Origin of the sequence: Acinetobacter sp. CIP 102129, assembly GCF_000368305.1 — a bacterium.
Lineage (GTDB): Bacteria > Pseudomonadota > Gammaproteobacteria > Pseudomonadales > Moraxellaceae > Acinetobacter > Acinetobacter parvus.
In genome coordinates this window covers 811,335-833,245 of the sequence record NZ_KB849340.1, presented here as the reverse complement: position 1 = coordinate 833,245, position 21,911 = coordinate 811,335, and the positions used below count along the sequence as shown (strand labels likewise).

Annotated in this window: 11 protein-coding genes; 1 reads left to right on the top strand and 10 read right to left on the bottom strand. The window is 42.5% G+C overall.

All coding sequences use genetic code 11. The features are described 5' to 3' along the window. The 6 genes from pglZ to F973_RS07980 form a co-directional block, all read right to left on the bottom strand. A partial coding sequence (pglZ, locus tag F973_RS08005; protein ID WP_004758925.1) for a BREX-1 system phosphatase PglZ type A occupies positions 1-1,148 on the bottom strand: 1,148 nt, incomplete at its 3' end. Between the two features lie 43 nt (positions 1,149-1,191). Continuing rightward, positions 1,192-4,728, bottom strand: a complete 3,537-nt coding sequence (gene pglX / locus F973_RS08000; protein WP_004758927.1) for a BREX-1 system adenine-specific DNA-methyltransferase PglX — start codon at positions 4,726-4,728, stop codon at positions 1,192-1,194. 46 nt (positions 4,729-4,774) lie between these two features. Next, positions 4,775-8,455 carry a BREX system P-loop protein BrxC gene (gene brxC / locus F973_RS07995; protein ID WP_004758928.1) on the bottom strand — a complete coding sequence of 1,227 codons (3,681 nt, stop codon included), beginning with the start codon at positions 8,453-8,455 and terminating at the stop codon, positions 4,775-4,777. 41 nt (positions 8,456-8,496) lie between these two features. Further along, complete coding sequence (locus F973_RS07990; RefSeq protein ID WP_004758930.1) at positions 8,497-9,072, bottom strand: DUF1788 domain-containing protein; 576 nt, start codon at positions 9,070-9,072, stop codon at positions 8,497-8,499. Between the two features lie 16 nt (positions 9,073-9,088). Next, on the bottom strand, positions 9,089-9,700 hold the full coding sequence (locus F973_RS07985; protein WP_004758931.1) for a DUF1819 family protein: 612 nt from the start codon (positions 9,698-9,700) through the stop codon (positions 9,089-9,091). Positions 9,701-9,710: 10 nt separating this feature from the next. Then, a complete protein-coding gene (locus F973_RS07980) occupies positions 9,711-10,577 on the bottom strand; it encodes a BrxR family helix-turn-helix transcriptional regulator (protein ID WP_004761054.1) in 867 nt (288 codons plus the stop codon). A gap of 208 nt (positions 10,578-10,785) precedes the next feature. Here F973_RS07980 and F973_RS07975 point away from each other — a divergent pair, with 208 nt between their 5' ends. Continuing rightward, on the top strand, positions 10,786-11,115 hold the full coding sequence (locus F973_RS07975) for a DUF4236 domain-containing protein (RefSeq protein WP_000506885.1): 330 nt from the start codon (positions 10,786-10,788) through the stop codon (positions 11,113-11,115). Between the two features lie 271 nt (positions 11,116-11,386). Here F973_RS07975 and F973_RS07970 read toward each other — a convergent pair whose 3' ends face one another. The 4 genes from F973_RS07970 to F973_RS07955 form a co-directional block, all read right to left on the bottom strand. Next, the gene (locus F973_RS07970) at positions 11,387-12,619 is read right to left on the bottom strand and encodes an ATP-binding protein (RefSeq protein ID WP_001255534.1); all 1,233 of its coding nucleotides are present in this window, start codon (positions 12,617-12,619) and stop codon (positions 11,387-11,389) included. A gap of 551 nt (positions 12,620-13,170) precedes the next feature. After that, complete coding sequence (locus F973_RS07965) at positions 13,171-14,826, bottom strand: HNH endonuclease signature motif containing protein (RefSeq protein ID WP_004761052.1); 1,656 nt, start codon at positions 14,824-14,826, stop codon at positions 13,171-13,173. A 764-nt stretch (positions 14,827-15,590) separates the two neighbouring features. Next, positions 15,591-19,406 carry a site-specific integrase gene (locus F973_RS07960; protein WP_004761049.1) on the bottom strand — a complete coding sequence of 1,272 codons (3,816 nt, stop codon included), beginning with the start codon at positions 19,404-19,406 and terminating at the stop codon, positions 15,591-15,593. After that, on the bottom strand, positions 19,393-21,906 hold the full coding sequence (locus F973_RS07955) for a hypothetical protein (protein ID WP_004761048.1): 2,514 nt from the start codon (positions 21,904-21,906) through the stop codon (positions 19,393-19,395). The genes F973_RS07960 and F973_RS07955 overlap by 14 nt, the downstream gene beginning before the upstream one ends. Positions 21,907-21,911 lie beyond the last annotated feature (5 nt).

Genomic DNA, 21,911 nt, shown 5'->3' with positions numbered 1-21,911 from the left:
GAATCAAACTGCTGTCGCAGGCTGAACAGCTCAATCGCTGCCTGCAACGCTGTATAGACGGTACGGTATTTACGGCGGGTTGCATCGTCCTTATGTTTGGACGCCCAATAGCCATCCAGACGGGTAGAAATAACCGTTCTGAAATGTTCCAGTTCAGCTTTGGTTGCTGCAGGGATCTGGCTGGCCAAATCAACAATGATCTTTTGTTCAATCACTTCAAAGGTCATGACATCGAGCAGCTGCTCCAGATCAAAAGCCCCGACCTTTTCTTGGATCCGCAGTGCATTCGCCACGGTCTGGGAGAGTGTATCGAAGGTTGGGTAGTATTTGGAACTGTCTCTCCAGCGCGACAAAAAGGCTCTAGCTGTTGCACGGGAGCTGACGGATGACATCACCAGTTCCTGAGCCCATAGCGGTATATCGCCCAGGCTTTCACAGAAACCTGTGCTCATCAAACGGATAAAGAACGTACCGAGCTTGAATGGTGCTTCCCCATTCAACTCTTCAACCGATGCTGGATAACCAATTTCCGCCTGTAATGCTGTGACTAAAGCTGGCACCAGTTGGAATTTTTCCAGTTCAGCAAAGGATTCTGGATTGACTTCCAGAGCCAGGTTCTGCTGTACCATTTCATCTGCCAACGCCAGGACAATATGCATAAGTTCGGCACTGTCAGCCTTGACCACAGCTGCAATCATGGCCATATCCAGATCCTGTGCATCTGCATCAGGCTGGATATAGCGTTTCAATGTACTCAGACGGGCTTTGGCTTTAAGGAATTCTTCACGTTTGGCCAGATGTTCTCTTAGACTCTGCTGCTGTAAACCCAGCTCATTAAAAATAATCGAGAAACGATCGGCATAGAAGCTGCGTGAATACAGCTTGATGTCCAGTAACCAGTCTTTTTCGGTTTCAGGCTCAGCACTGGGGAAATACAGCAAGTATTTACCCTGCTGATCCTCAAGTTCCAGTTTAAGCTTGATCGCCAAACTCGACTCTTCTGCCATATTCAAAATCTGGACATCATTTAGCTTTAGGGCTTTGATTTCTTCAGTAAATGAATGCTCTGCATCGTACCAAAAGACAATTCGGTGCTGTTCAGTATAAAAGGCTTGTTCCAGGCCTTGCTGTAGTTGACTTAAGTTCATGCAACCACCTCTGCATGATCTAGTGTGGAAGAAAAGCTATTCATCACTTTTCCCCCGTCACTGCTTTCACTTCAGCCAACAAGTCCCCAAACTTGCCGTAGTTTACTTTCACTCCATCATCCAGATCTAAGCTAATACGCTGATCGGCATAATGGCGCAGTTTTTCTTCAAAGCTACTCAGTTCAGCCTGTTGCTTATGCAGATTTTGTAGTTCTTTCTCTTTACGTTTAATTTCAGCAGCGGAATCACTGTTTTCGATTTCACTTTGCAAAGAATTAACCATCGCTGCCATTTTTGAAATCAGTGGCATGACATATTCAGTACGCATACGTGCCAAAGTGCTTTCGTTATAGCGGTGCAAGTACACTAACGCCTGGAAAGCACCTTGTTTACCACTGCTGAATAACCAGTAGATCGGGCGCTTTTTATAGGTCTGCATATGGTCTTTATAGAACTTGCTGGCTAGGTAACGGCGAATGGTGTCTTCAGCGGTTTCACTGGCTTTTTTATCCAAGCTTTCTGCCAGCCACAGCATATTAGCGTCTAGTGTGTCTTTACCCCAAACCGCAGTTAAAAACTCTTGGATACGATGTGTTGCATCATCTTCAAACCAATGCATTTCGGTCAGTGGAATAATGCCATCCGCATCGGCTGGGAATGTTTGGTAACGGCTGGCATCGAAGTCTTGATTACCTGCATGGGCATAGATCAGACCTGGTTCATCCAGGCTATAACGTCCCATCATGCAGCCAAGTGCATAGGAGACTAACCGCTGGCTGTCTTTTTCACGGTTGGCACGGGTTAGGGTGATTTGTTCATCCGGTACATCTGGTGTGAGTTCGTCCTGTAAACCATAAGCTTCTATAAACAGTTTATTGTTTTCTTCTTCCAGATGTTTCATTTCAGCGACGGCGTTCGCATTTTGCTGTTGCCATGTATTAAAGGCTTGTTCTAAATTTGGCTGCTGATTACTAATAATTGGGTTTTGGGAAAAGTCCCATGAGGTTTCATAAGAGTCCCAATCTTTTTTTGCCAAGTTAATCGCGTTACTAGACACTTCTATTACTTTTTTATCTACAACACTGATAACTTCAGGCAATGCAGCAATATGTGAAGTCTCGAAATTTAGGGTTGGAGATAATACCTCCAATTGCTTTACGGTTACTTTTGAATTTAACTGTGCTAGCAATTTAAACTCTTGATCCAGATTTTCCAAGAATACAGATGCACCAGCTACATCAAAAATTGATCCAACAGGTTGCCATCTAAACGAAGGAATACCACTAGAAATTTTTGACCATGTAACAGAGGATTTAAAATAATATGCTGCATTTTTTACAGTTCTTGTTGGTGAACCATAGAGATCTTTAGCATAAGAAAAAATCTCATCACCCGCATTTTCCCAGTTTACTACGTATTCAATATTCCCATACCATTTTCTAAAATTTCCTCCTTTATTATAAGGAAACCATTTGGCTGTTGAGGCTTCTGCTATTTTTTTATCTTCTGCATTCCAATAAGATTTTTCTTTCGATACTTCAAACCAAACTCTTAGGAATCTATTATTATCACTAGTTTGGCAACCAACCCTAGTTGTACCTACAGAATTAACTTTATTTTTTTCAAAACCAGATAAAATCTTTTTGCTTAACCAATAAGCCACAGGACTTCCAGGTATTTTATTAAAGTCATCTGGCTTCGTATTATAAAACCATCCACACTTGGGATTTTTAATCGCTTCTAATGTTTTAGGTGCCTGATTTTCAGAACCTTTAAAATCAGATAAACGAATATATGAACCAGTAAATTCTACAATATGTGCTTTTGCTAATGTAAATGTACAAATTGGAACCGTTGCTCCATCAAAACCAGAATATTCAAGCTGAATCAAACTTGTGATTGTTGCATGATCAATAAAATGCGTACGCAAATTTTCATACGATGAAATAAACATCCAAACAAAAGGTGACATAAAGCCAAGCTGTCCACTTTCTTTAGTTAGCTGCAAATCTCGGATCATAAATGCTGAAAAAAGATCTTTTTCATAACCCTGATAGTTCTTTTTTAAATAGTTTTTAAGATTTGGATTTAAGTACTTGTTGCCCATATACGGCGGATTCGCAATCACGGCATCATATTGTTTAGCCAGTAATTTAGCTTGTTGTAGTAAAGGCAATAACTCTTGTGCTGACTGCTGTGCAAAAATATCACCTGATTCTAATGCTGTATTCAGCTTGCTTTCTAAATCAGGTAGTTTCTTAGCGAATGCTTGAGGAATTTGAATCAAAGAACCAAAAGTCGAAGCATATTCAAATAAATCTAGCAGTTCTTTTAAATCGGTCTGAGCAATACCAGTACTTGCCAAATCCTGACTGAATGCATCCAAACGTTCTGGCTGACTATCTTGTAACGCAATAATATTCAGCTTCGGTGGATTGCTAAATAAACGGCGGTCATCCTCACGTGCTTTCATCAATAACGCAAAACTCGCCAACTGTGCTGCACGGGTATCAATATCAATGCCGTACAGGTTGTTTTCCAGAATCAAACGTGGAATATCACGGCTACGGTAACCACGTTCTAAGTAAATCGCTTTTAAGCAGTCATAGGCTTCCACCAGAATATGCCCCGAACCACAGGCCGGATCGAGTACCGTAATGCTTTCAGGGTTTAAAGTATCGCCATCTTCACTGATCCTCACATCAATCAGCTGTTTTAACTGGGCATTGACTTCATCGGTCTGTTCCGCTGGCTGAATATAGTATTCCCATTCACTGGCCAGCGTACTATCAGGCTGTGCCATCATCCATAAACGACCGACACTGTTCTGTACCAGATACTTCACAATCCAATTTGGCGTGAACAATTGCGTCGCAGCAGGAATGTCTTCACTTTTGACGACTTTACCAATCACTTGATCTTTCTTTTCAGAAATATAGAACTGATACAGCCAGCCAATAATCTGTACATCCGACCAATCTTCTTCCGGAATACTGGTCACTAAATCACGGATCAAAGAGTCGGTTTTGGTCAGGTTATCCGGTAACAGTAGTTCAGACTCATCAGAAACCTGTTCAAACAAGAGTGGCATGACCTGATTCAATGCATGGCATTGGGCCAGTAATAGCTCACGATACAGTTCTTCGTCTTTATTGCCATCCAGTTTGAGTTCAGCCACACGGCTGGCATCTAAACCTGGTAGGTCAATATCCAGACATTCTTCCAAAATCTGTGGCAAGCCTGCACTACCATCGGCACTACTGAGTACACGACGGCCATGATCCAGTAAGCCTTTGCATTCCATGTAGCGAATCGCACAGAGACGGTTAAACCAGCTGTAAGCGATATAATCAATCGTCTGCTCAAAACTGCTGGTTTGAATGCGTTTGATCAGCTTGTCACGTGGTTTCATGACGGATAGCGGAAAAACCTGATCGCCAATCAGCAGCAAGTCGCCTTTCTGTTCAGCCGGTAAAATACTGTCTGCGGTGATGCCATATTTGGCCGCCTGCTTGCGCATCGCTGCGATAAAATCATTACGTGCTTGCGGTGCGTATTTTTTAATATTACTGGTATTCATCTTTAAACCTTTAATTAATGACTGATGCCGATATCCCTAAGCCCTGTTAGCGGATACGCACACGCTTTTTATCACTCACAATTTTTTTCAATTCAGCTTTGAGTGCGTCTACAAACTGATCCACTGATTCTTCTGTTTCCAGGTAGACACTACTTGAACTTTTGCTGTAAATGCTGGCGACATCAACTTCGACAACAGGTTTCGGTGGCACTACGGCTGTCGCAGGCTGTACCGGACTCACAGCAGGTGTTGATGTAGCTGGGCTGGAGGTGGTTGCAGTGTTGGTTATACTCTCGGCTTTGCTCTGAGCCAATTGTGCCGCTTTGGCCTGACGCTGGATTTCCGCCTCAACTTCGCTTTCCAACTCATACAAGGCTTCATCAAAACGCTCGACGCTGGTTTGGGTTTGCAGCATATAGATGGTGGACAGGCTAGTTTCCACTTCAATATCCGTTTTCAGCAGTTGTAGTGGGCGTAATAGCTTGTTACTCAGCTCAGCGCTAGCGATGCCACTGTTTTTGATCTCAGCTTCTAACTGCTTGATCTTGTCATCAATGTGTTCTATTGCCTGATTGCGCTTCTCAGTCAGCAATTGCTCATTGACGCTTTCCACTGTGCGAACCAAATCAGCCACTTTATTTAACAGGCCATAGGGCGATTCAAGGGTCGAAATACGGTGTAATTCGGAGAGGGCTTTTTTAGCCACCTCATCACTGCCCAGTGCCTGTTTGTTCTTCTCAAAATGACGTAAGGCCTGTTGCAGTTGCTGCCAGCTTGGCATCTGGTTACTGAAGAATTCATGAATATCACGGTAGTCTTCTTCCAGATCCAGATAGTCGTCCTTGTTCTCAACCACGGCCTTAAAGAAATCGAAGCTGTCGCTATTGGCCAGCAGACGTTCCAAAGTCAGAATCGACTTTTCAATCACTTTCTTGCCTGGGAACTGCCCGACATCAGTTTTACTCTTATAAGACTTAAAGTTGGCTAACCAGTTTTTAAAATGTTGGGTATAGAATTCAAATAGCTCTTTCTCTGTCGCTGGTCCCATAGCCGAGAATAGGTCTTGGGTGAGTTGGCGTGCCTGTTTCAACACCTGATCATCAGTCTGGCGTTTTTTAATGATCGACACATCACGGCGACGGCGGCTGTTTTGTAAAGGCTCAAAGGCATCTTTTAACTGTAAGCTGCCGCCATTTAACTGCAGAGAAATCCGCCCCATCGCAGCCAGCTGACCCACCAATAGTAAAATCTCGGCATCCGGCCAGCCATAAGGACGTTTGACAAAACGATCTATCACATCTGAGACTAGAATACGCTCTGTACCGGTGGCCCGTAGTGCAATGTACTGCTCCACTTCCTGTAGGGCTTTGGGATTGCTCTGACCGCCATCCAGAGACAATCCGAGCTGCGCCATATCATCCACAGTCAAGACGGCGTTCAATTCACGCCAAGCATCCTGCTGATAGACCTGCAGATAGCTCAGTTTGGTATACGTGTTTTCCAGCAAATAACGACAAGCCTCATCCAGCTTGGTGGTTGGACTTGAAGATGAAAGTTGTAGACGTTGACCCAAGGCATAACTTTCCGCGTCCAGCAACATTTCTTCGACCCGGGCACGCAGGCGTTTTTTACGCTCCTGATTCTCACGGCCACGGTCTGCCAGAATACGGGTGATATCGGACTGAGTGCCATCATCATTTAAACGGATAAATTTATTGGTTTTCAGCCAGGTGCGCAGTTCATTAAAGAACTGTTTATCATCTGCCAGTTTAAACAGCACTTGTCCTTCGGCCTGAGTACTTTTACCAATACAGTAAGCTTCAGTGTAGAGGTTATATTCCGTATCTAGTGGAGAAATGATTTCAACTTTCAAATCGCTCTCATACTTCCCATCCAGGCTATGGCTATCTAGGAAACGACCAATCTGATAGTCCATCTTGTTGGCTTGATGGCGGTATTTGTTCTGATCGCGCAGTAAATCTTTAAAGATCAGATTGGCTAATTCTTTGTTTTCTTCCGAGCTAGCTAAATTAATATCCTTAATTTTTTTAGTAATATCCCTTTCTTCATTGGTCAGGAACAGGAACTCATCACCATTCCTCGTAATCAGGCTCTCTTTTTCCAGACGCTGCAGGCTCTCTTCAATCCGCTTACGCAATGCCAGCTTATCTTCATCAATTTTCTCAATCGACAAAGTCACCAGGTTATCTAGCGTACCTTTGATGATATCGACATAGCGGATCATGAACAGGGTACGCAGCATCTGCACATCAAAACCATCCAGGGTCTTATTCTGCCCTGCCTGGTCGATGGTACGTTTAACCGCTGTATCTAGGAAGCCTTCGACTGAAGTATAGAAGTGGTGGAAAGGAACCAGTGCCCCGACTTCATCTGTGGCAATCGCATTCGCGGCCATCTGGAACGCATCCAACATGGACCGTTCACCATAGGCCAAGTGTGCACCGGTCGCACCGACTTTACGGATTTCTTCAAATACTTTTTGCACCAGCTGGAAATGGTACGGCGCAAAAGGATAGTTATGAATAAAGCTGTCTGGCCCCTCATAGTTCTTGAGGGTTGGGCCTGAACGGTCAAAGGTAATCTGATTTTTTAAGATATCGCCCTTTTGCTCAAACACCGATCTGAGCAATGCTTCTGCTTCTGGGGTTTTACGTAATAAACGTTTCTGGATGACTTCATCGGTATTGGAACTGGACAGTGATAAACGGGTTTTAAAACGTCCAGCAATCTTGGAGAAGTCATTGGCTTTGGAAGAAGACATCTCACCTAAAACAGCATCGATGTCTGCCTGTGAGGTGACGATAATCCAAGCGCGGCCTTTACAGATCGTACCCAGGTTTTCAGTAATGGTTTGCAATGTCAGCATCAAGCGGGTATCGCTGCCAATAAACTGCCCCACTTCATCGACCAAGAACAACATGCGTTGCTGGGGTCCTTTGCTGTCCAGGTATTCTTTCACCCACTGACAGAAATTTTCAACCGAAACACTAAAGGTCTGCTCAGAATCCTCAAACCATTTATGCGCAGCTTCTGCTGATAAGTTGAGGGCTTGGGAAATCGCGGTTTCGACATCATCCTGATAGAACTGATAGCCATCACGTTCTTCTAGCCAAGACATGCCGCTAGATTCTTCAAAAGCCTGTTTAAAGCGCTCATACACCCCTTTCTGGCTCAGGTGACGTTCCATATGGGCAATATGTGGATGGTCAGCACTAAAACCCTGATATTCGTTAAACACGCGTAAAAACACATTCAGAATCGGATTACCGTCATCATTGGAGCTGGCTTTACTGTCGATGTTAAACAGGATGACATCAGCATGATGGCTGACGGCCTTGCCAATATCTGCACGGATAAACGCATCACGGATTTTGCTTTCATCAAAGAATTCGGCAGCACTGCGTTCGTTACCTTCCGCGTCACGTGCCACTTTATTGGCCAGAATATACGACAAGGTTTTCAGGAAATGTGATTTACCTGAACCAAAGAAGCCTGAAATCCACACACCGACTCGGTTCGCAATCGAAGGATCGCTTAGATCTGTGCCATAAGACTGGAAAAAGTCCCGAAAATGCTTTTCCAGCTCATTGGTGACCACATACTCATCAAGTTCCTGATATACCGTGGTATTGTCATTCTGGTCTGCCTTGACCACCCCGTTTATCGCACGATCTAATGGCTTGTAAAAAAGTTCTTTAATATTCATCTCAATCCATTTCCCCGAATTTTTATGGCTATTTGTCGTGCTTATGGCACTAATCTGAAGGCTCTGTAGTAATTATTGCTTGGAATTTTTCCAAATAAACTCATGGCCTGACCGTCGTAATACCCCGGATAAAACAATACGACTGGTTTATGCCCCAGCAAGGAATGCAAACTGTTTAACAAATGATGTGCACGTAATAGTGGCCAAACCGACCCCACCCCGGTCATCAACACTATATCTTGCTCATTGGTGGCATATTTGCTCACCAGATACGGCGCAAACTTATCCATATGCAGTGGACCTTTCAGAGCCTTGAGCAGTGCCTCATCGCCTTTGGCTTTTTGCATTTGGATCGCTTTATCAATGAAATTGCGCTCAGCCAGGTAATCCACCACTGCTTGTAGCAGATTAATATTCACCACCTTCAGCTGACTGTGTTTTTTCTCCAGCATCCCTTCCAGAAAATGAAGATATTCGCGGACTTTCAGCTCATCTTCAGGTGCATAATCAAAAATCCAGAAGCCAATTTCATTGCCCAGTCCTTGCCCGGTGAGAAACTCGGTGGAAAGAATTCGCTCTGGAATCTGGTTCAGACGCTCATGTATTGTTTGACTCATTGCTGCCCCTCTACAACTACCGCGTCCATAGCGACACTTCCATAGATCTTTTAATGCGTTGTTTATAATGTTCTTCCAACAGGCTACGCAGCTCTGCTCTGACGATCACGCGCTGTAACTCCAGCTTACGGGTACTTTTTAAGTAACCGGCTTCTGCCAGCATGCGAAACACCACCTGCCCCATTTTTTTCTTGCTGGACTCTTTCCATTCGCAGATATCCGGATCGCGTTGTGAGCGCTCATCCAGAAAGTCTGACCAGATATAACTGTCCAAGTATTGCGCCTGGGAGATATAGGCATCCCTCATCACCGTTTCCATAAACTCAAGCAGCAACAGGTTGCGTTCCAGTGCCCCACAAAAAGCCACCTGGGTCGCCAGCTCATCATCCCCATCACGCAAAGCTTTCCAGAAATCAGGCTCTAAGCGCTCAAGACGCTTACGAATAGCGGTGGCATTGCGTTGAGCTGAAGCAGGCGTTCTTTTTTGCAGAATATTGTCAATCTGAATGGCCTGATGCCATTGTTCTGGAGTCGCTTCTCGTAATAACAGATCCGCGATCAGCCGGCTTTCACGCACCATCAGGGAGCCACCAATCAGGTCACTGTCATAATGAAATTGTTCTAACATGGCCAATCTCCTATGAGGCCTGATCAAACAGGTAAGACGACAGCTTTTCGATATCTGAGCGTTGTAGTACCAAGGGATATTTCAAGGCATCTTCCGCCTCAGCCAGCGTGATCGCGGCCTGATATCGCTGCAAGGTATAGTGAGCCAGGGCTTTTTTCACCGGAATCTGTAATCTGCCATCAGGCATGCCGAAGTCTTTTTCGACCAGCGCTTTTTGAGCTTCATTCAATTTTGGATTAGGGATCAGCGTCAGTAGAATTTCTTCATGCCAGTGTTGATCCTGAACAGGGTCTACTGTATCAATCGCCACCACAACAGGTGTGCGATCAATCCTGGAGAGTAAAAAGTCCTTAAACTGCTTGCTCTGATGGCAATAGGCACGGACATGCCAGCGAAAACCGGTATACACCAGGGTGTGTGGGGAAATCATGCGCTCATGCCACTGCGGATTCTGCATGGAGGCATAAATAATTTTGAGACAGCTTTGTGTTCGACAGGCACGCAACACTTCCCTGATGACTTCAGGACGTACACTGCGATCGGGTAACTGTACCGCTGAGAGATTCGGTTCCGGTGTCGCAATCAGGGCATGTGATTCACTAACCAAACCTGACAGCATATTGAGATATTCATTGATATGCGCTGTAGTCAGTACAGGCTGGAAACTGGCTTTAGGCACATAACCCTTGACTGAGGGATCATGAATCAAGGCATCGGGGTTATACAGCGTATTATAGCGCTTGATATCCGCAGAAGCCTGCTGTCGACTCAGTCCAAACCAGCTCATCAAACGATTGGTAACCAAACGACCTTCCCAGTATGCAAGCAGCTCGATCGCTCGCATTCGTAGCAGGACTTCATGCTTATCTGTCGTCATATACCAATCAGTCAATAAATAGCAGCTTTAAGATTACCCTACAGCAAATATACAGTAAACATTTTTGACGGTATTTAAAGGTAGTATTGCAATCATCAGATAAAAAATATACTAGTATCCTGATGATAGCCGTCAAAGTACGATCTCTAGCAGATCATGGATCCTGGTATAGCGCGTGAATTGAGCTAAGTTTTAGAATGAGAGCAATATGGGTTTTAGATTTCGTAAAAGTATTAAATTATTCCCGGGTTTTAAAATTAATCTAACCCATAAAGGCATCAGCAGTGCCAGCATTGGCAAACCTGGTGCTTCTCTAAATATTGGGAAAAAAGGTACGCGAACCAGTGTCGGCATTCCAGGTACGGGACTATCTTACTCTAAACACCAACCTTACTCTAAAAAGACCCGTGTTCCACAACCGACATCGCTAGAACACACGGAATATAATCCTCAGAATTTAGAACAACCGAAGACAAAGATCTGGCCTTGGATTATTTTTGGAATATTGTGTTTTATGGTGGGTGCCGTCATTTTTTAGCAAGAACCGCATTGTATTTTAATCAAAAAAAATGCCCAGATGGATGAATGGGCAAACTAAGGAATTAATATCCTTCAGAAACTCCAGCGCAATTCTCGCTACTTTCAGTAAGCGACTCTGGCTCAATCATGATGGTCTGACTCAATCGAATCGAGGTAAATCGATCCATTACAATTGGAGCAGAAATTATGCTTGAATACATTCTTGAATGATGCTGAAAAGTCTTTGAGTTTTAATTAATAAATAAGAGTATCCATGTCTACCCTCAACTTTACTTATTTTCAGATAGCAACCAATCGAGAGCACTCATTTTTACAATACCATTATAATTCGCTTCAGTCCCTATGGTGTCTAAGGTAAGCAAATACTTGGGATACGAATCAGAAATTTTCTGTAATGGACGTAACTCTCGGCTGAGTGTCTCCTCATTGAGCGTTTCTAATGCCACCTGATAATAAGTTAAATTCTGTAAAGTATCGACAGCAACAAAATCAATTTCATATTCATCAACCCGCCCTACATAGACCGTATAACCTCGTCTGACAAGCTCAAGATAAATCACATTTTCTAAGATATGACCTTGATCAGCATTAGCATCAGGCAACATAATCCGGCGCAATCCGACATCAACTAAATAGTATTTTTCAGAGGATTGTAATAACTCACGCCCGCGTACTTTAAATTGTGCGGCACTATAAAATAACAAACTGTCCTGTAAGCCCTGAATATAGCGTTTTACTGTTTCAAATGAGATTTTAACCCCACTTGAAACAAAGGTATTTTTAATTTTATTGATGGAAATAGGTGAGCCTGTCACGCTTGCCAAATATCTTGCGACACGCTCGAGAGAGTTAATATCGGCAGTATTCAAACGGGGAATAACATCTTTAAACATTACACTGGCATAGACCGCTTGCAAGTAATCATAAGTTTCCTGCTGGCTAGTCATGGCAAGCGTATAAGGGAAACTACTGCGCGTATACATGGCATACAAATCACGATTGGATAATTGTTGGATGATCGGATTATTTTCAATATGCCACTGTTTAAATTCTTGGAATGACAGAGGTAGAACATGTTGCTCGATATAGCGTCCTGTAAGTAAAGTCGCAAGTTCTCCACTTAGAAAGAATGCATTTGAGCCTGTAATATATAAATCGATATAATCCCGAACATATAAAGAGTCGACTACTTTCTCAAAATTTGTAACATGTTGTATTTCATCTAAAAAAACATAGTTTTTTTTACTTTTATCAACTTTGGACAATACATAATCATGTAGTTTACGGTAATCGGTGAGTTCTTCAAATTCCATAAATTCGAAGTTGATGGCAATGATGTTTTCGGCTTGTACACCCTGTGCTTTTAGGTCTTGTTGAAACATCGCCAATAAGGTGGATTTTCCAGAGCGACGCACACCTGAAAGTACTTTAATGACATCACGGTCTTGCCATGTATTCAGAAATTTTAAGTAGCCATCACGTCGAATATTAGCGCTTCTCATTATTTACACTTAGAATCTAAAGTTTTAATAAATTCTATCAAATTTTAGAATGTATATGTAAATATATTTAATTTTAGAAAAAGTTTAAAGGTTAAGTGAAACATTCAAAGCTGCTGTTGAAGTATACGGATAGTAAATGTAATAAAAATCTAGATTCTATCTTTTTTGATTATTTTCCATGTCATGTTATGTCATTGATGCTGCGACTTAACTGCTATATAAATTAAGTGAAAAGTAAAAGGAATTAATATGTTAACTAGAGTGGAACTCATTTTTGTTGTGCTGATGGTCTCAGCCTTAATCCTAATTGCTTATGAAATGCTAAAAGGTTTATTTTAGAGCATCTATACAATTTTTGATCAAAAAAAAGCCCACAGAGGGAATCTATGGGCGAAACTAAGGACCTTGACGGTCATTCAGAAACTACAGCTAGTTTCTGGTTGTGATTCTGGACTGAATTAAAAATAACCACATTGGCTGAATGTATCAAAAGTTAAATCATGTGATTAATCATTGATACATCTGCAAAAATGAGCTCATCGCTCTGCTGCTCAATACAGTAATTCACCAAACAAATCCGCTCTAATCTCTTCCAGGCTCAGATCTGATTTCATCCTATTACAGATGGGATGAACCAGCAGACCATTCTCTAGAACGCCTTGCCCACCTACGGCTTTGGCAATCCGATGATCCGATTCAGTAGAATCAAGATAGATCAATCCATCACAAATGAGGCAAAAGTTATGATTACCCACCACAAAATTGTGCTTAAGCAGACTCTTGGTTAATGCCGAAAAGGCCTTGGGCTTTGACCGAGAAATTGGACTAATCGACTCCACATATCCCACCACATGCTTGACGACTGCATCATCATAACCACCCAAAAATCTTTCGACATAAAACTCGTTAAAGTTTATGTACTTGAAGGCCTTAGACATGGACAGAATAAAGGTATTCAGGCATTCCTCATCATCAAAATCAACTTCCATTTCCAAGCTTAAGCAAATAAAGGCTTTATAGACAATTTGTAGCCGATCATAGCCCTTGATACCACTGCCGAACTTGCCGACCGTTTCGGTGGTCGCCACGGGGAAATTGGCGATCAAGAACTCAATACTACGGCGTATCCGGGTGAAGTCCTTGAAACTAATCGTTCGATGATGAATCTGCATGCGGCTTTCATGAATTTCATACACAATTGAAAACCATGCAAGAAAAGAAGTAATCTGAAAACGCTGATCCTTATAAAAATATAAGTATGGATGTAAGCCCAAACTCGGAACCCCAGCATTTTTTACAGGCGTCGCTATTCTGCAAAGAATGGTCAACAGATGCGACATTAGGTTTTCAACGCGCTCCCCCTGATTCAGACTCATAATATTATGAATCTGATCACCCGCAATGATATTCATCAGCTCATTGACCAAGCCAATTTTTTTGCCATGACTCATTTCATTGTCTAATAAAATGGTCGAAAAAAGGAGCTGGTGGATCCTCTCCCCTAACTCAATCAACTCATTTAAACGTGTATATTGGAGCTCTTCTAGGTTAGATTTATTGTCATTGATATAACAACAGGCATAGATCGCATAATACGCGTCACTACCGCGATTTCTTAGGTGATATTCCTCATATTTATCTAAACGTTTAGTATCTGAGTTAATCGATTGAAATACCCGCCGCGCATCTTCCGGAGTCCCCAGTACCTGCCTGAAACTGATTTTAATATCTTCTAACTTCGACTTTTTTTCTGCAAATTCAGCATCAGTGCAAATTCTTTGAAAATCAGCGAGATCTCCTAAATAATTGCGGAGGTAACGAATATCTTGTTTTTGTGGATCATTGAAATTAGGTGCTTGAGTGACTTGCTCATCCGCAAAATATCTATTAATCCACGCATAGATACAGGAAAGACGATGTGCTCCATCAATAATGTAAATATTGCTGTGTATATCTTTCCAATACAAAATGCATAAATTGATGTTTTGATCTTCTGTGCAATCCTCAATAAAGTTTGCAATTTCTTGCACGCTCCAACATTCCGTAGAACGCTGGTTATCCGCTTTAAATAAACATTTGATGATTGGATGCTTTTCAAAATCAGTCAGTGCCACTTCAAAATTGTCACGCTGCATTGAAGGTGACATTTCTTCTGGCAACATGACTTTACGCTGAATAATATTGGTCAATAGTCGTGTAGAACCCATTTCTTATTTTCTCCAGGCAACACTTTCCTACTTTCGCTCAAGTACGAAATTTGAAAATGTATATAGTTCGATTTGGTTAAAGCTGTGAATTAAATGACCGTCAATATCCAGTCAGCGCTAACAAAAGAGACCTAAGAGAAATGGGGGGATTAGATAATAAAATCTTCATGTTTAGTACCTGTAGTTTAGAGTTAACTATCTACAACCATCTTTTCCACGAGATGGAGGTAGACCAAACAGGGGTGGAAATACCGCACTACAGAAGACGGCCAGTCATAGACTGCCCTGCCTGGCCTACCATAATGGCAAACTAAGCATAATAAGCACAAAAAACCGCTAAAGCGGTTTTAATGCTTCTGTAGTAATTTTCAGGTTTCCACGCCCGATTACAGATTTTGCTGTAACGTAATTATCATATGGGTATCTTTTTCTTTGGTCAAACCAAATTAGAATTTTTTATTCATTTTTTAGTGATATTTTAAAATTGAATGCTGGCTTAATTTTTTCAAAATTTTAGCCGAAAAAATCCCTGTATTTTACCTACATACAAGGATGCGTGTTTAGCTCAAAATCTATGCAGCATACTTTTTGAAGCACTACCTACATTTATTTTTTAATTCTATGAAAGGGCCTCAATGAATTAAAATCATGAGAATAATTAAAACAAAAAATCAAATTCGCGGAAACCCAGGCCTTTGCTTGGCAAATCAGATTTTGACAAAGCAAAGGCCTGGGCCCCTTAAATTGAACGATATCTGCTTAGGCTATTCCCATAAGGAAGGGTGTTGTACAGCTTCCAATAGCAAATCAAATGCAAGGGATAATGTAATGTTTTTATTGCTTTGTTGATCGATAAAATAGACGTGAATCTCACGACTTTTTTGCGTGAGATCCACCGGATAGTTTTCGTACTGTAATTGGACATCTTCAGGTAACAACAGCTGCATCCCCTCGATAAAATCCTGCATTTCCCAACCCATTTTTGGCTTTTGCTGGGCATCAAAACGACATTGGAAACAAAACTGGTTTCTTCTGAGTTTGCCATGCTGAATCAATACAGCTAAAGCCGACAGAACTTTCTCCTTTAAAAGATCTTTTAATGCGATAAATAGCTGTAGGCTCTTTGGCTTCAGCTTGGTTTTGATCTGCTTGTCATATAGGTCGCTTAAGTACTTTTTCTCGATCGATGCAGCATTGTCCAAATTCCATCCAAGTTTACTGAATGAAGGTACTTGCCATTTTACAGCAAGCCAAAGCGCACGCTTAATCCAAATATCTAGGTTATCCACTATATGAGGTGCTTGGATCTCTGCATCTTGATATGTGTTGAGATACGTGTAGATGACCTTGTAGGATAATGGCTTTAGCTCGAATTGCATCTTGGGCATCAGATAAGGTTGTACTTTCTGATCAATACCCAACACCGGTTGCTCACGTTCAAAGCACTTTCGGTGTTGGCGGTCGCGATTCAGATCCACCGCTTCAGTTTCTTCACGATCATAATGCCTATTCAGAACAGCAGGATGAACTACACAGGGCGTATTGTAAATTCGATCAATCGCCAGCAGATCCAGGGTATGCAGGTAGTGTGAGGCCGTTTGTTCAATCGAGCTATGCCCCATCCAATCGGCCAGCAAACGCCATTTATGCTGAATCACCGCTTCATGCCTGATAGCCTGTTCACCGAACAGATGCTTGCGCATAGACTTAGCCTGCTGCCAGCTGTAGTCGGTATAGGTCATCACCATTTCTTTCGATCCCAACCAGGCGATTGCCAAATGAGTGGCGGCACTATGGCGGAAACTGTGGAAGGTATAGCCGTGATCTGGCTTGATGACTTCATCGAACAGCAGCCGGGTCATTTTTGAGATATACAGCTCGCTCAGGATTTCTCCACCGATCTCAAAAACCAACTGCTCGTTCGCCTTCTTATTATTCGGCTGCTGAAAACAATGCAGAAGATAGCTTTTCACCGCTTGCAGTTCATCATCCAGTAATACCGCGTTCAAATCGAGTTGACGTTGCGCATTTTGGCTTTTCAGTCGTCGATAGACATTATTTTTCAAGGTGATGCGTATGGCGACCGTTTGATTGCCTGGATCGTCTTTCCACAGCAGTTGAGGACAAATGATTTCACCCAGCGTCAGCCCCCGGATTTCATTGAGTCTACATCCCAAACGATAAGCCAGGATGTACATTAGCAACAACAGCTGCAAATGGACTTTTTCTTTTTGAGTTGAACAGGCCTCAATTTTCTGAATGACTGTTTTTTTTAATTGAATAAACAGCTGTGGGCTGATGAGCTTGGCTTGACAGAACTGGATACGTTGAAAATCACTGTGGTCAAAGCTGCTGACCGCTGGCACATTCTCCGGATATTCTTTCTGGCAAAAAGCATGGAAATCTTTCAGTCGTCCAAAGGCATATTGTGCCCGACCCTGAGAGCGAGTGTCTGTGTATTCACGCTGTGTTTCAGCACGTTCATCGATGCGGTTCAGGATGGAGGCATACAATTGCTCATAGTGCTCTACACTCATCTGTTCAAGGTCATTGTCATACATATAGATATGAAAGAAATAGTCTTTCGCAAAACTGCTCAGATAACGCTTGATACTACTCAATTTTAATTTCTTGCCGTTTTCTTTTTCTTCTTTTCTCAAATAAAAGATCCAGCTCAATAGTCTTAACTGTGCTTCTATCAAATTGCATTCTTTATAATTGTCGCCCGCTAAGGCTGCCTTCTTTACACTCAACCGGGTTTGAATATTGCGCCATTGCTTAAACTGCTGCTGATGGCGTTGTCTTTGGCTTTGCTTATTTTTCCCTGCCGGGGCTCGCTCTTGTTCAAAAAAATCCAACTCAAATGGAAGCTCGTTCAGTTGCTGATGTGCCGTGATAACCACCGGTTTGGCTGTTTCAGTCTCTAACGGGAGGATCCCATATTCTACTTTGACAAGATCATTCGTGGATTTCAAGGTATTGAACCAGGCTACACCTTGGTCTTCTGCCGTTAAAGACACGGTTTTTAGATGATTCTGCAATACTTCACTTAAACACATATCCAGACTCAAGTCTGGATGGATTTCTAGCGCCAAGTTGACATGCTGAAAGGGCTTGAGTGCAGTGATCTCAATGAGATCCTGATCCTCGGATTGCAAGATTTTTTTTAATGCCGCAATCTGTTCCGAGACCTTGAGCTGTTTTTTAAGATTCTCGAACACACTCAGAATCGCTTCCAGCACCTTACGCGGATGTTGTGGTTGCAGATCCTCTGCTTGCTGTTTCAGGATGTGTAAAAAAAGTTGTGCATAAGGATTGAACCAGACATGCCGCCACTGATAAATCTTCTTGTCTTTAATCTCATTGCCGTAATAGCGGTGTGGCATGCAGTAACTGAGAACCAGTGGATTGGTAATTTTTTTATAGTCACTTCGATACAGTGTTGAATACCCAGACAACGGATGGCACATTTTCTCCTTCTCTTTCTCCTCCTCCAGCAGACGATTGCCGATGGCGACCAGCTGAGTGAGATCACTACAGCCTGAACAATAAATCAGACTTAAATACAGATGACCCAAGCACTGTTGTGCTGTTGGCATCTGCAATGTCTCGCTACGCCAATACGCTTTCAGTCCTCTGGCAATATGAAAATGCTGCTGTCCCAACCGCAGTCTGGCTTCAGTGCTGAGAATCTGCCGCGGTGGAGGATCAGAAAACAGCGTCGTAGGACGCAGCTTAATCGGATAAGGCTGGTGTTCCTCATTCTGATACTGTTCTAAACAGGCTAAAAAACTGGCTTCACTGTGTTTGATATACGGTTTGCGCTTGGCACGAGTGGTGAAGTCTTTGTTCCTTAAGAAAGTCTCCAGTCCTTTGGCGAAATTCGCCCAGATTCGGGCAATCTGGTCATCGACATCCTGCTGGCTGTCCTTCTGTCCTGCAATAGCCTCCTTCATTTGTTGAAAAGTAAAGGCCACTTGCTGAGCAATCTGATGATAAATGGTTGATGGAATCTTAATCAAATAAGCATCTTCCGACGCGCTTTCATAAGCTTCTTTACGCTTAATCAAACAGTCTTCAGCCCATTGTAAATAAGGGGCTCTCAGCGCGACCGTGGCAATCTTTCTTTCCTTTAAAAATGCCTTGATTTCTTCCTGACAATCCACCCAAATTTTCTCAATTTCGCTATCGATTTCAAGCGTATTACCCTGATTTTTTTTAATGACATCCGACATCTTATTATTAAAATCCGCTTCGACTTGCTGCTTGATATTTTCATATATCAGGGACATGATTTTAATCGGATAAGCCTCTTGCGTTTCGCTCAGGTAGTCTTCCTTCAGTTGAAAAAAATAGGCTTCGCTCTGTTGTAGATAAGGGGCTCGGAGTGTTGCCGTGCTAAGCTTATGGTTCTTCAAAAATTTCTTCAGCGCTGACTGAAAATCTAGCCAGATTTTCTCAAGCCCTTTATCAATATCTGTCGTACTTCTTTTACGCCCTGCAATCGATTGGAGCATCTGCTGAAAAGTCAGTTCAACTTGCTCACCAATATACGTAGCAATCACATCATGCTTTGTCATGTGCTTTATCCTTTTTTGGCATCGGACTGGATAAATGCTCAACCTGCAATATCTTGATCATCTCATCGATGCCTTGACTGACATGGCATATATACTGATACAAGGAGGCTGAGGAATAACGATAAAACAGCTCCTGATCGCGTTGATCATGGCCGTACAAGGCCTGAATCACATTAAACGCCACTCCATGATCCATCAGCATATTCATTGCAAAATGGCGCAGCCAGTTATTGTAAATAGGCGCTGAGGCATAGCGCGACAACGCTTCATTCACCCAAGCTCGGCTAAGAGGCTTGATCCTGATTTTAGGACTGTCCCATGCTTGAGCCGTCACCGGCAGGCTTCCCGGATAGACAATCACCTTGCCAAACAGATCTTCAAGGGTGAAATTTTTCTTGAAGACAAATTTCAGTAAGTCAGCATAGTGAGTGACCACACTGTTTAAGAAATCGAGATAATGCTTAAACGCCTGAGTAAAAAACTTCGCTAACGGAATAAAACGCCCATCCTTACGTGATTGGCTATTCTTTTTATCATTCACATATAGCAGTCTTAAATCCAGATCATAAGCACTACACTCCCCCAACAAATGTTCTTGCGGACGTCGTGTTAAACATAACAGGCTGATATGCCACATCCACAAACTGTAGGCATTGATCCGCTCGATCAAGTGCTGATGCAACTGAATTTTCTCATGACAGACCTTATGCAGCTGCTGGAAGAAATCAGACACAAAATCCGGAGTCAGGGCCAATTGACTCCCCAGCCGGGTGGTATCCGCTTCACTCGAGCTTTCAAACTGCTGCTCGACGATCTTGATCTCGGCTTCCGTGTCCGGTCTGCACAGCGTATTCAGATAAATCCGGTACTTCTCATTCAGCTGCTTCTTTGCAACCCCTCCGTAAAAACTGCCGGGAAGATCATGAGAACTATCTTTACCCGACAGCACATGTGCAATATATTCATTAAACGTGTGGTGAAAAACATGGAAGTACAACTGTGCCTGTAACTTTTCGACAGTGATTGAACCAAGCTGTTGTCCTGCTATGCATTTTTTCAGATATTGATTGACCTCTTGCACCGTCACAGGCGAAGTACTACAACGTAAATGTAGATATTCAAACCAGCTGCTGGACAAATACAGCTCATGAGATACCATATGATTCAACTGATGTGGCATTAAACTTTCATTTTTTTGCTGAGTAATCGCCAGATACAGTCTCACCTGATATTCCGTCCGCTTGGCGCTCCCCGTTTTCAGCAGCACCCCCTTTTCAATCAGCTGTTCATAGTTCAGGAGTGCAATAGGTGACAAGCCACTGCTCAGGCTGAGTAAACAGGCGGCAGCCATGGCAGAACTGTCCGGATCTTGGCTATTTAATTCGCCATTTAACAGGTAAAAAAGATGCTGAATTACATCCTGACTCATATAATAAGAGTTGGTCACCAGCGGTTGTAAACGACGCTGTCGATGTCGCAACATATGCGTCGCATATTCATTTACAAATCTAAAAAAACGACCAGTTCCCGGATCTGTGGTTTCGATCTGCCAACCTTGTTCAATCGCATCGATCTCGCCCTCTTCATCTATCACGATCCATGGATCAAACGTGATATCAGCCGGAAAATAAGATAAAGTGATCTTCCCCTGCGACGGGTAGTCCTTTTCAACTTCCTCTTCTTGCGAGGGCCAATCCGGCACAGGTTTCAGCTTTTTAGGTCTTGGTTTTCTCGGTTTCCGTTTTTTAGCTTTTATTCTTTGCAGTATGCGTTTTCTTCGTATTTTCCTGTGTATTTTTCGATACACGATTTTTTTGTCGGCCAGACGTTTAAAAATGATGGTTAGTGCACGCAAGTAGTTGGAAAATTTTTTCTCTTTTAAAGAAAAATCCTGAATAAACTCCGTCCAATTCTCATAAATTTCCTTATTGAACTGCACCAGATTCAACATAAAATCTAAATAGCGTTCCAGTAATCGTCTGCTGTCGCTTTCCTCACTGCTTTCCTCACTGCTTTCCTCTTGCTGTTGCAGACCAAGCTCAACCAGCGGTTTACAAATGTAGCGCAACAAATCACAGATTTCTTTTTGCTTGGCGTCAGAAGCCGTTAACGGACAAATCGCCTGATATTGCTTGTAAAACAAATAACTGACCCGCAAGAGCAAATAACCGGTTTCATCCAGCTGTTTAGAGACATACGTAGCAAAATAAGTGAATGCCGCAAATAGATAATCCTTGCCTAGTTGTCGGGCGCTCACAATCGAGGTATAAACTTTAGCTGCATTAAGCTTCAATTTCTCAATTTGGAGTAAATCATCTACAGATAATTCAGAAAATTCTGTGAACGTCACAGTTTGCTGTAGTTGCAAGTATAGGATCGCGAAGTTGACCCGCAATTTCTCACTATCGCTTTTGTCTGCTTTATTTAATTTCTCACATTCTTGCGTTTCAGCAGTGAGATGAGATTGCAGATAGTTTTCTAAAGATTGTACTTTTGCCACGTTTC

What these genes read in the sequence shown, in the direction of transcription:
- brxC (WP_004758928.1), bottom strand. Translation starts at nt 8,455, where the DNA reads ATGAATATTAAAGAACTTTTTTACAAGCCATTAGATCGTGCGATAAAC.
- F973_RS07985 (WP_004758931.1), bottom strand. Translation starts at nt 9,700, where the DNA reads ATGTTAGAACAATTTCATTATGACAGTGACCTGATTGGTGGCTCCCTG.
- F973_RS07960 (WP_004761049.1), bottom strand. Translation starts at nt 19,406, where the DNA reads ATGACAAAGCATGATGTGATTGCTACGTATATTGGTGAGCAAGTTGAA.
- F973_RS07990 (WP_004758930.1), bottom strand. Translation starts at nt 9,072, where the DNA reads ATGAGTCAAACAATACATGAGCGTCTGAACCAGATTCCAGAGCGAATT.
- pglX (WP_004758927.1), bottom strand. Translation starts at nt 4,728, where the DNA reads ATGAATACCAGTAATATTAAAAAATACGCACCGCAAGCACGTAATGAT.
- F973_RS07975 (WP_000506885.1), top strand. Translation starts at nt 10,786, where the DNA reads ATGGGTTTTAGATTTCGTAAAAGTATTAAATTATTCCCGGGTTTTAAA.
- F973_RS07980 (WP_004761054.1), bottom strand. Translation starts at nt 10,577, where the DNA reads ATGACGACAGATAAGCATGAAGTCCTGCTACGAATGCGAGCGATCGAG.
- F973_RS07965 (WP_004761052.1), bottom strand. Translation starts at nt 14,826, where the DNA reads ATGGGTTCTACACGACTATTGACCAATATTATTCAGCGTAAAGTCATG.
- F973_RS07970 (WP_001255534.1), bottom strand. Translation starts at nt 12,619, where the DNA reads ATGAGAAGCGCTAATATTCGACGTGATGGCTACTTAAAATTTCTGAAT.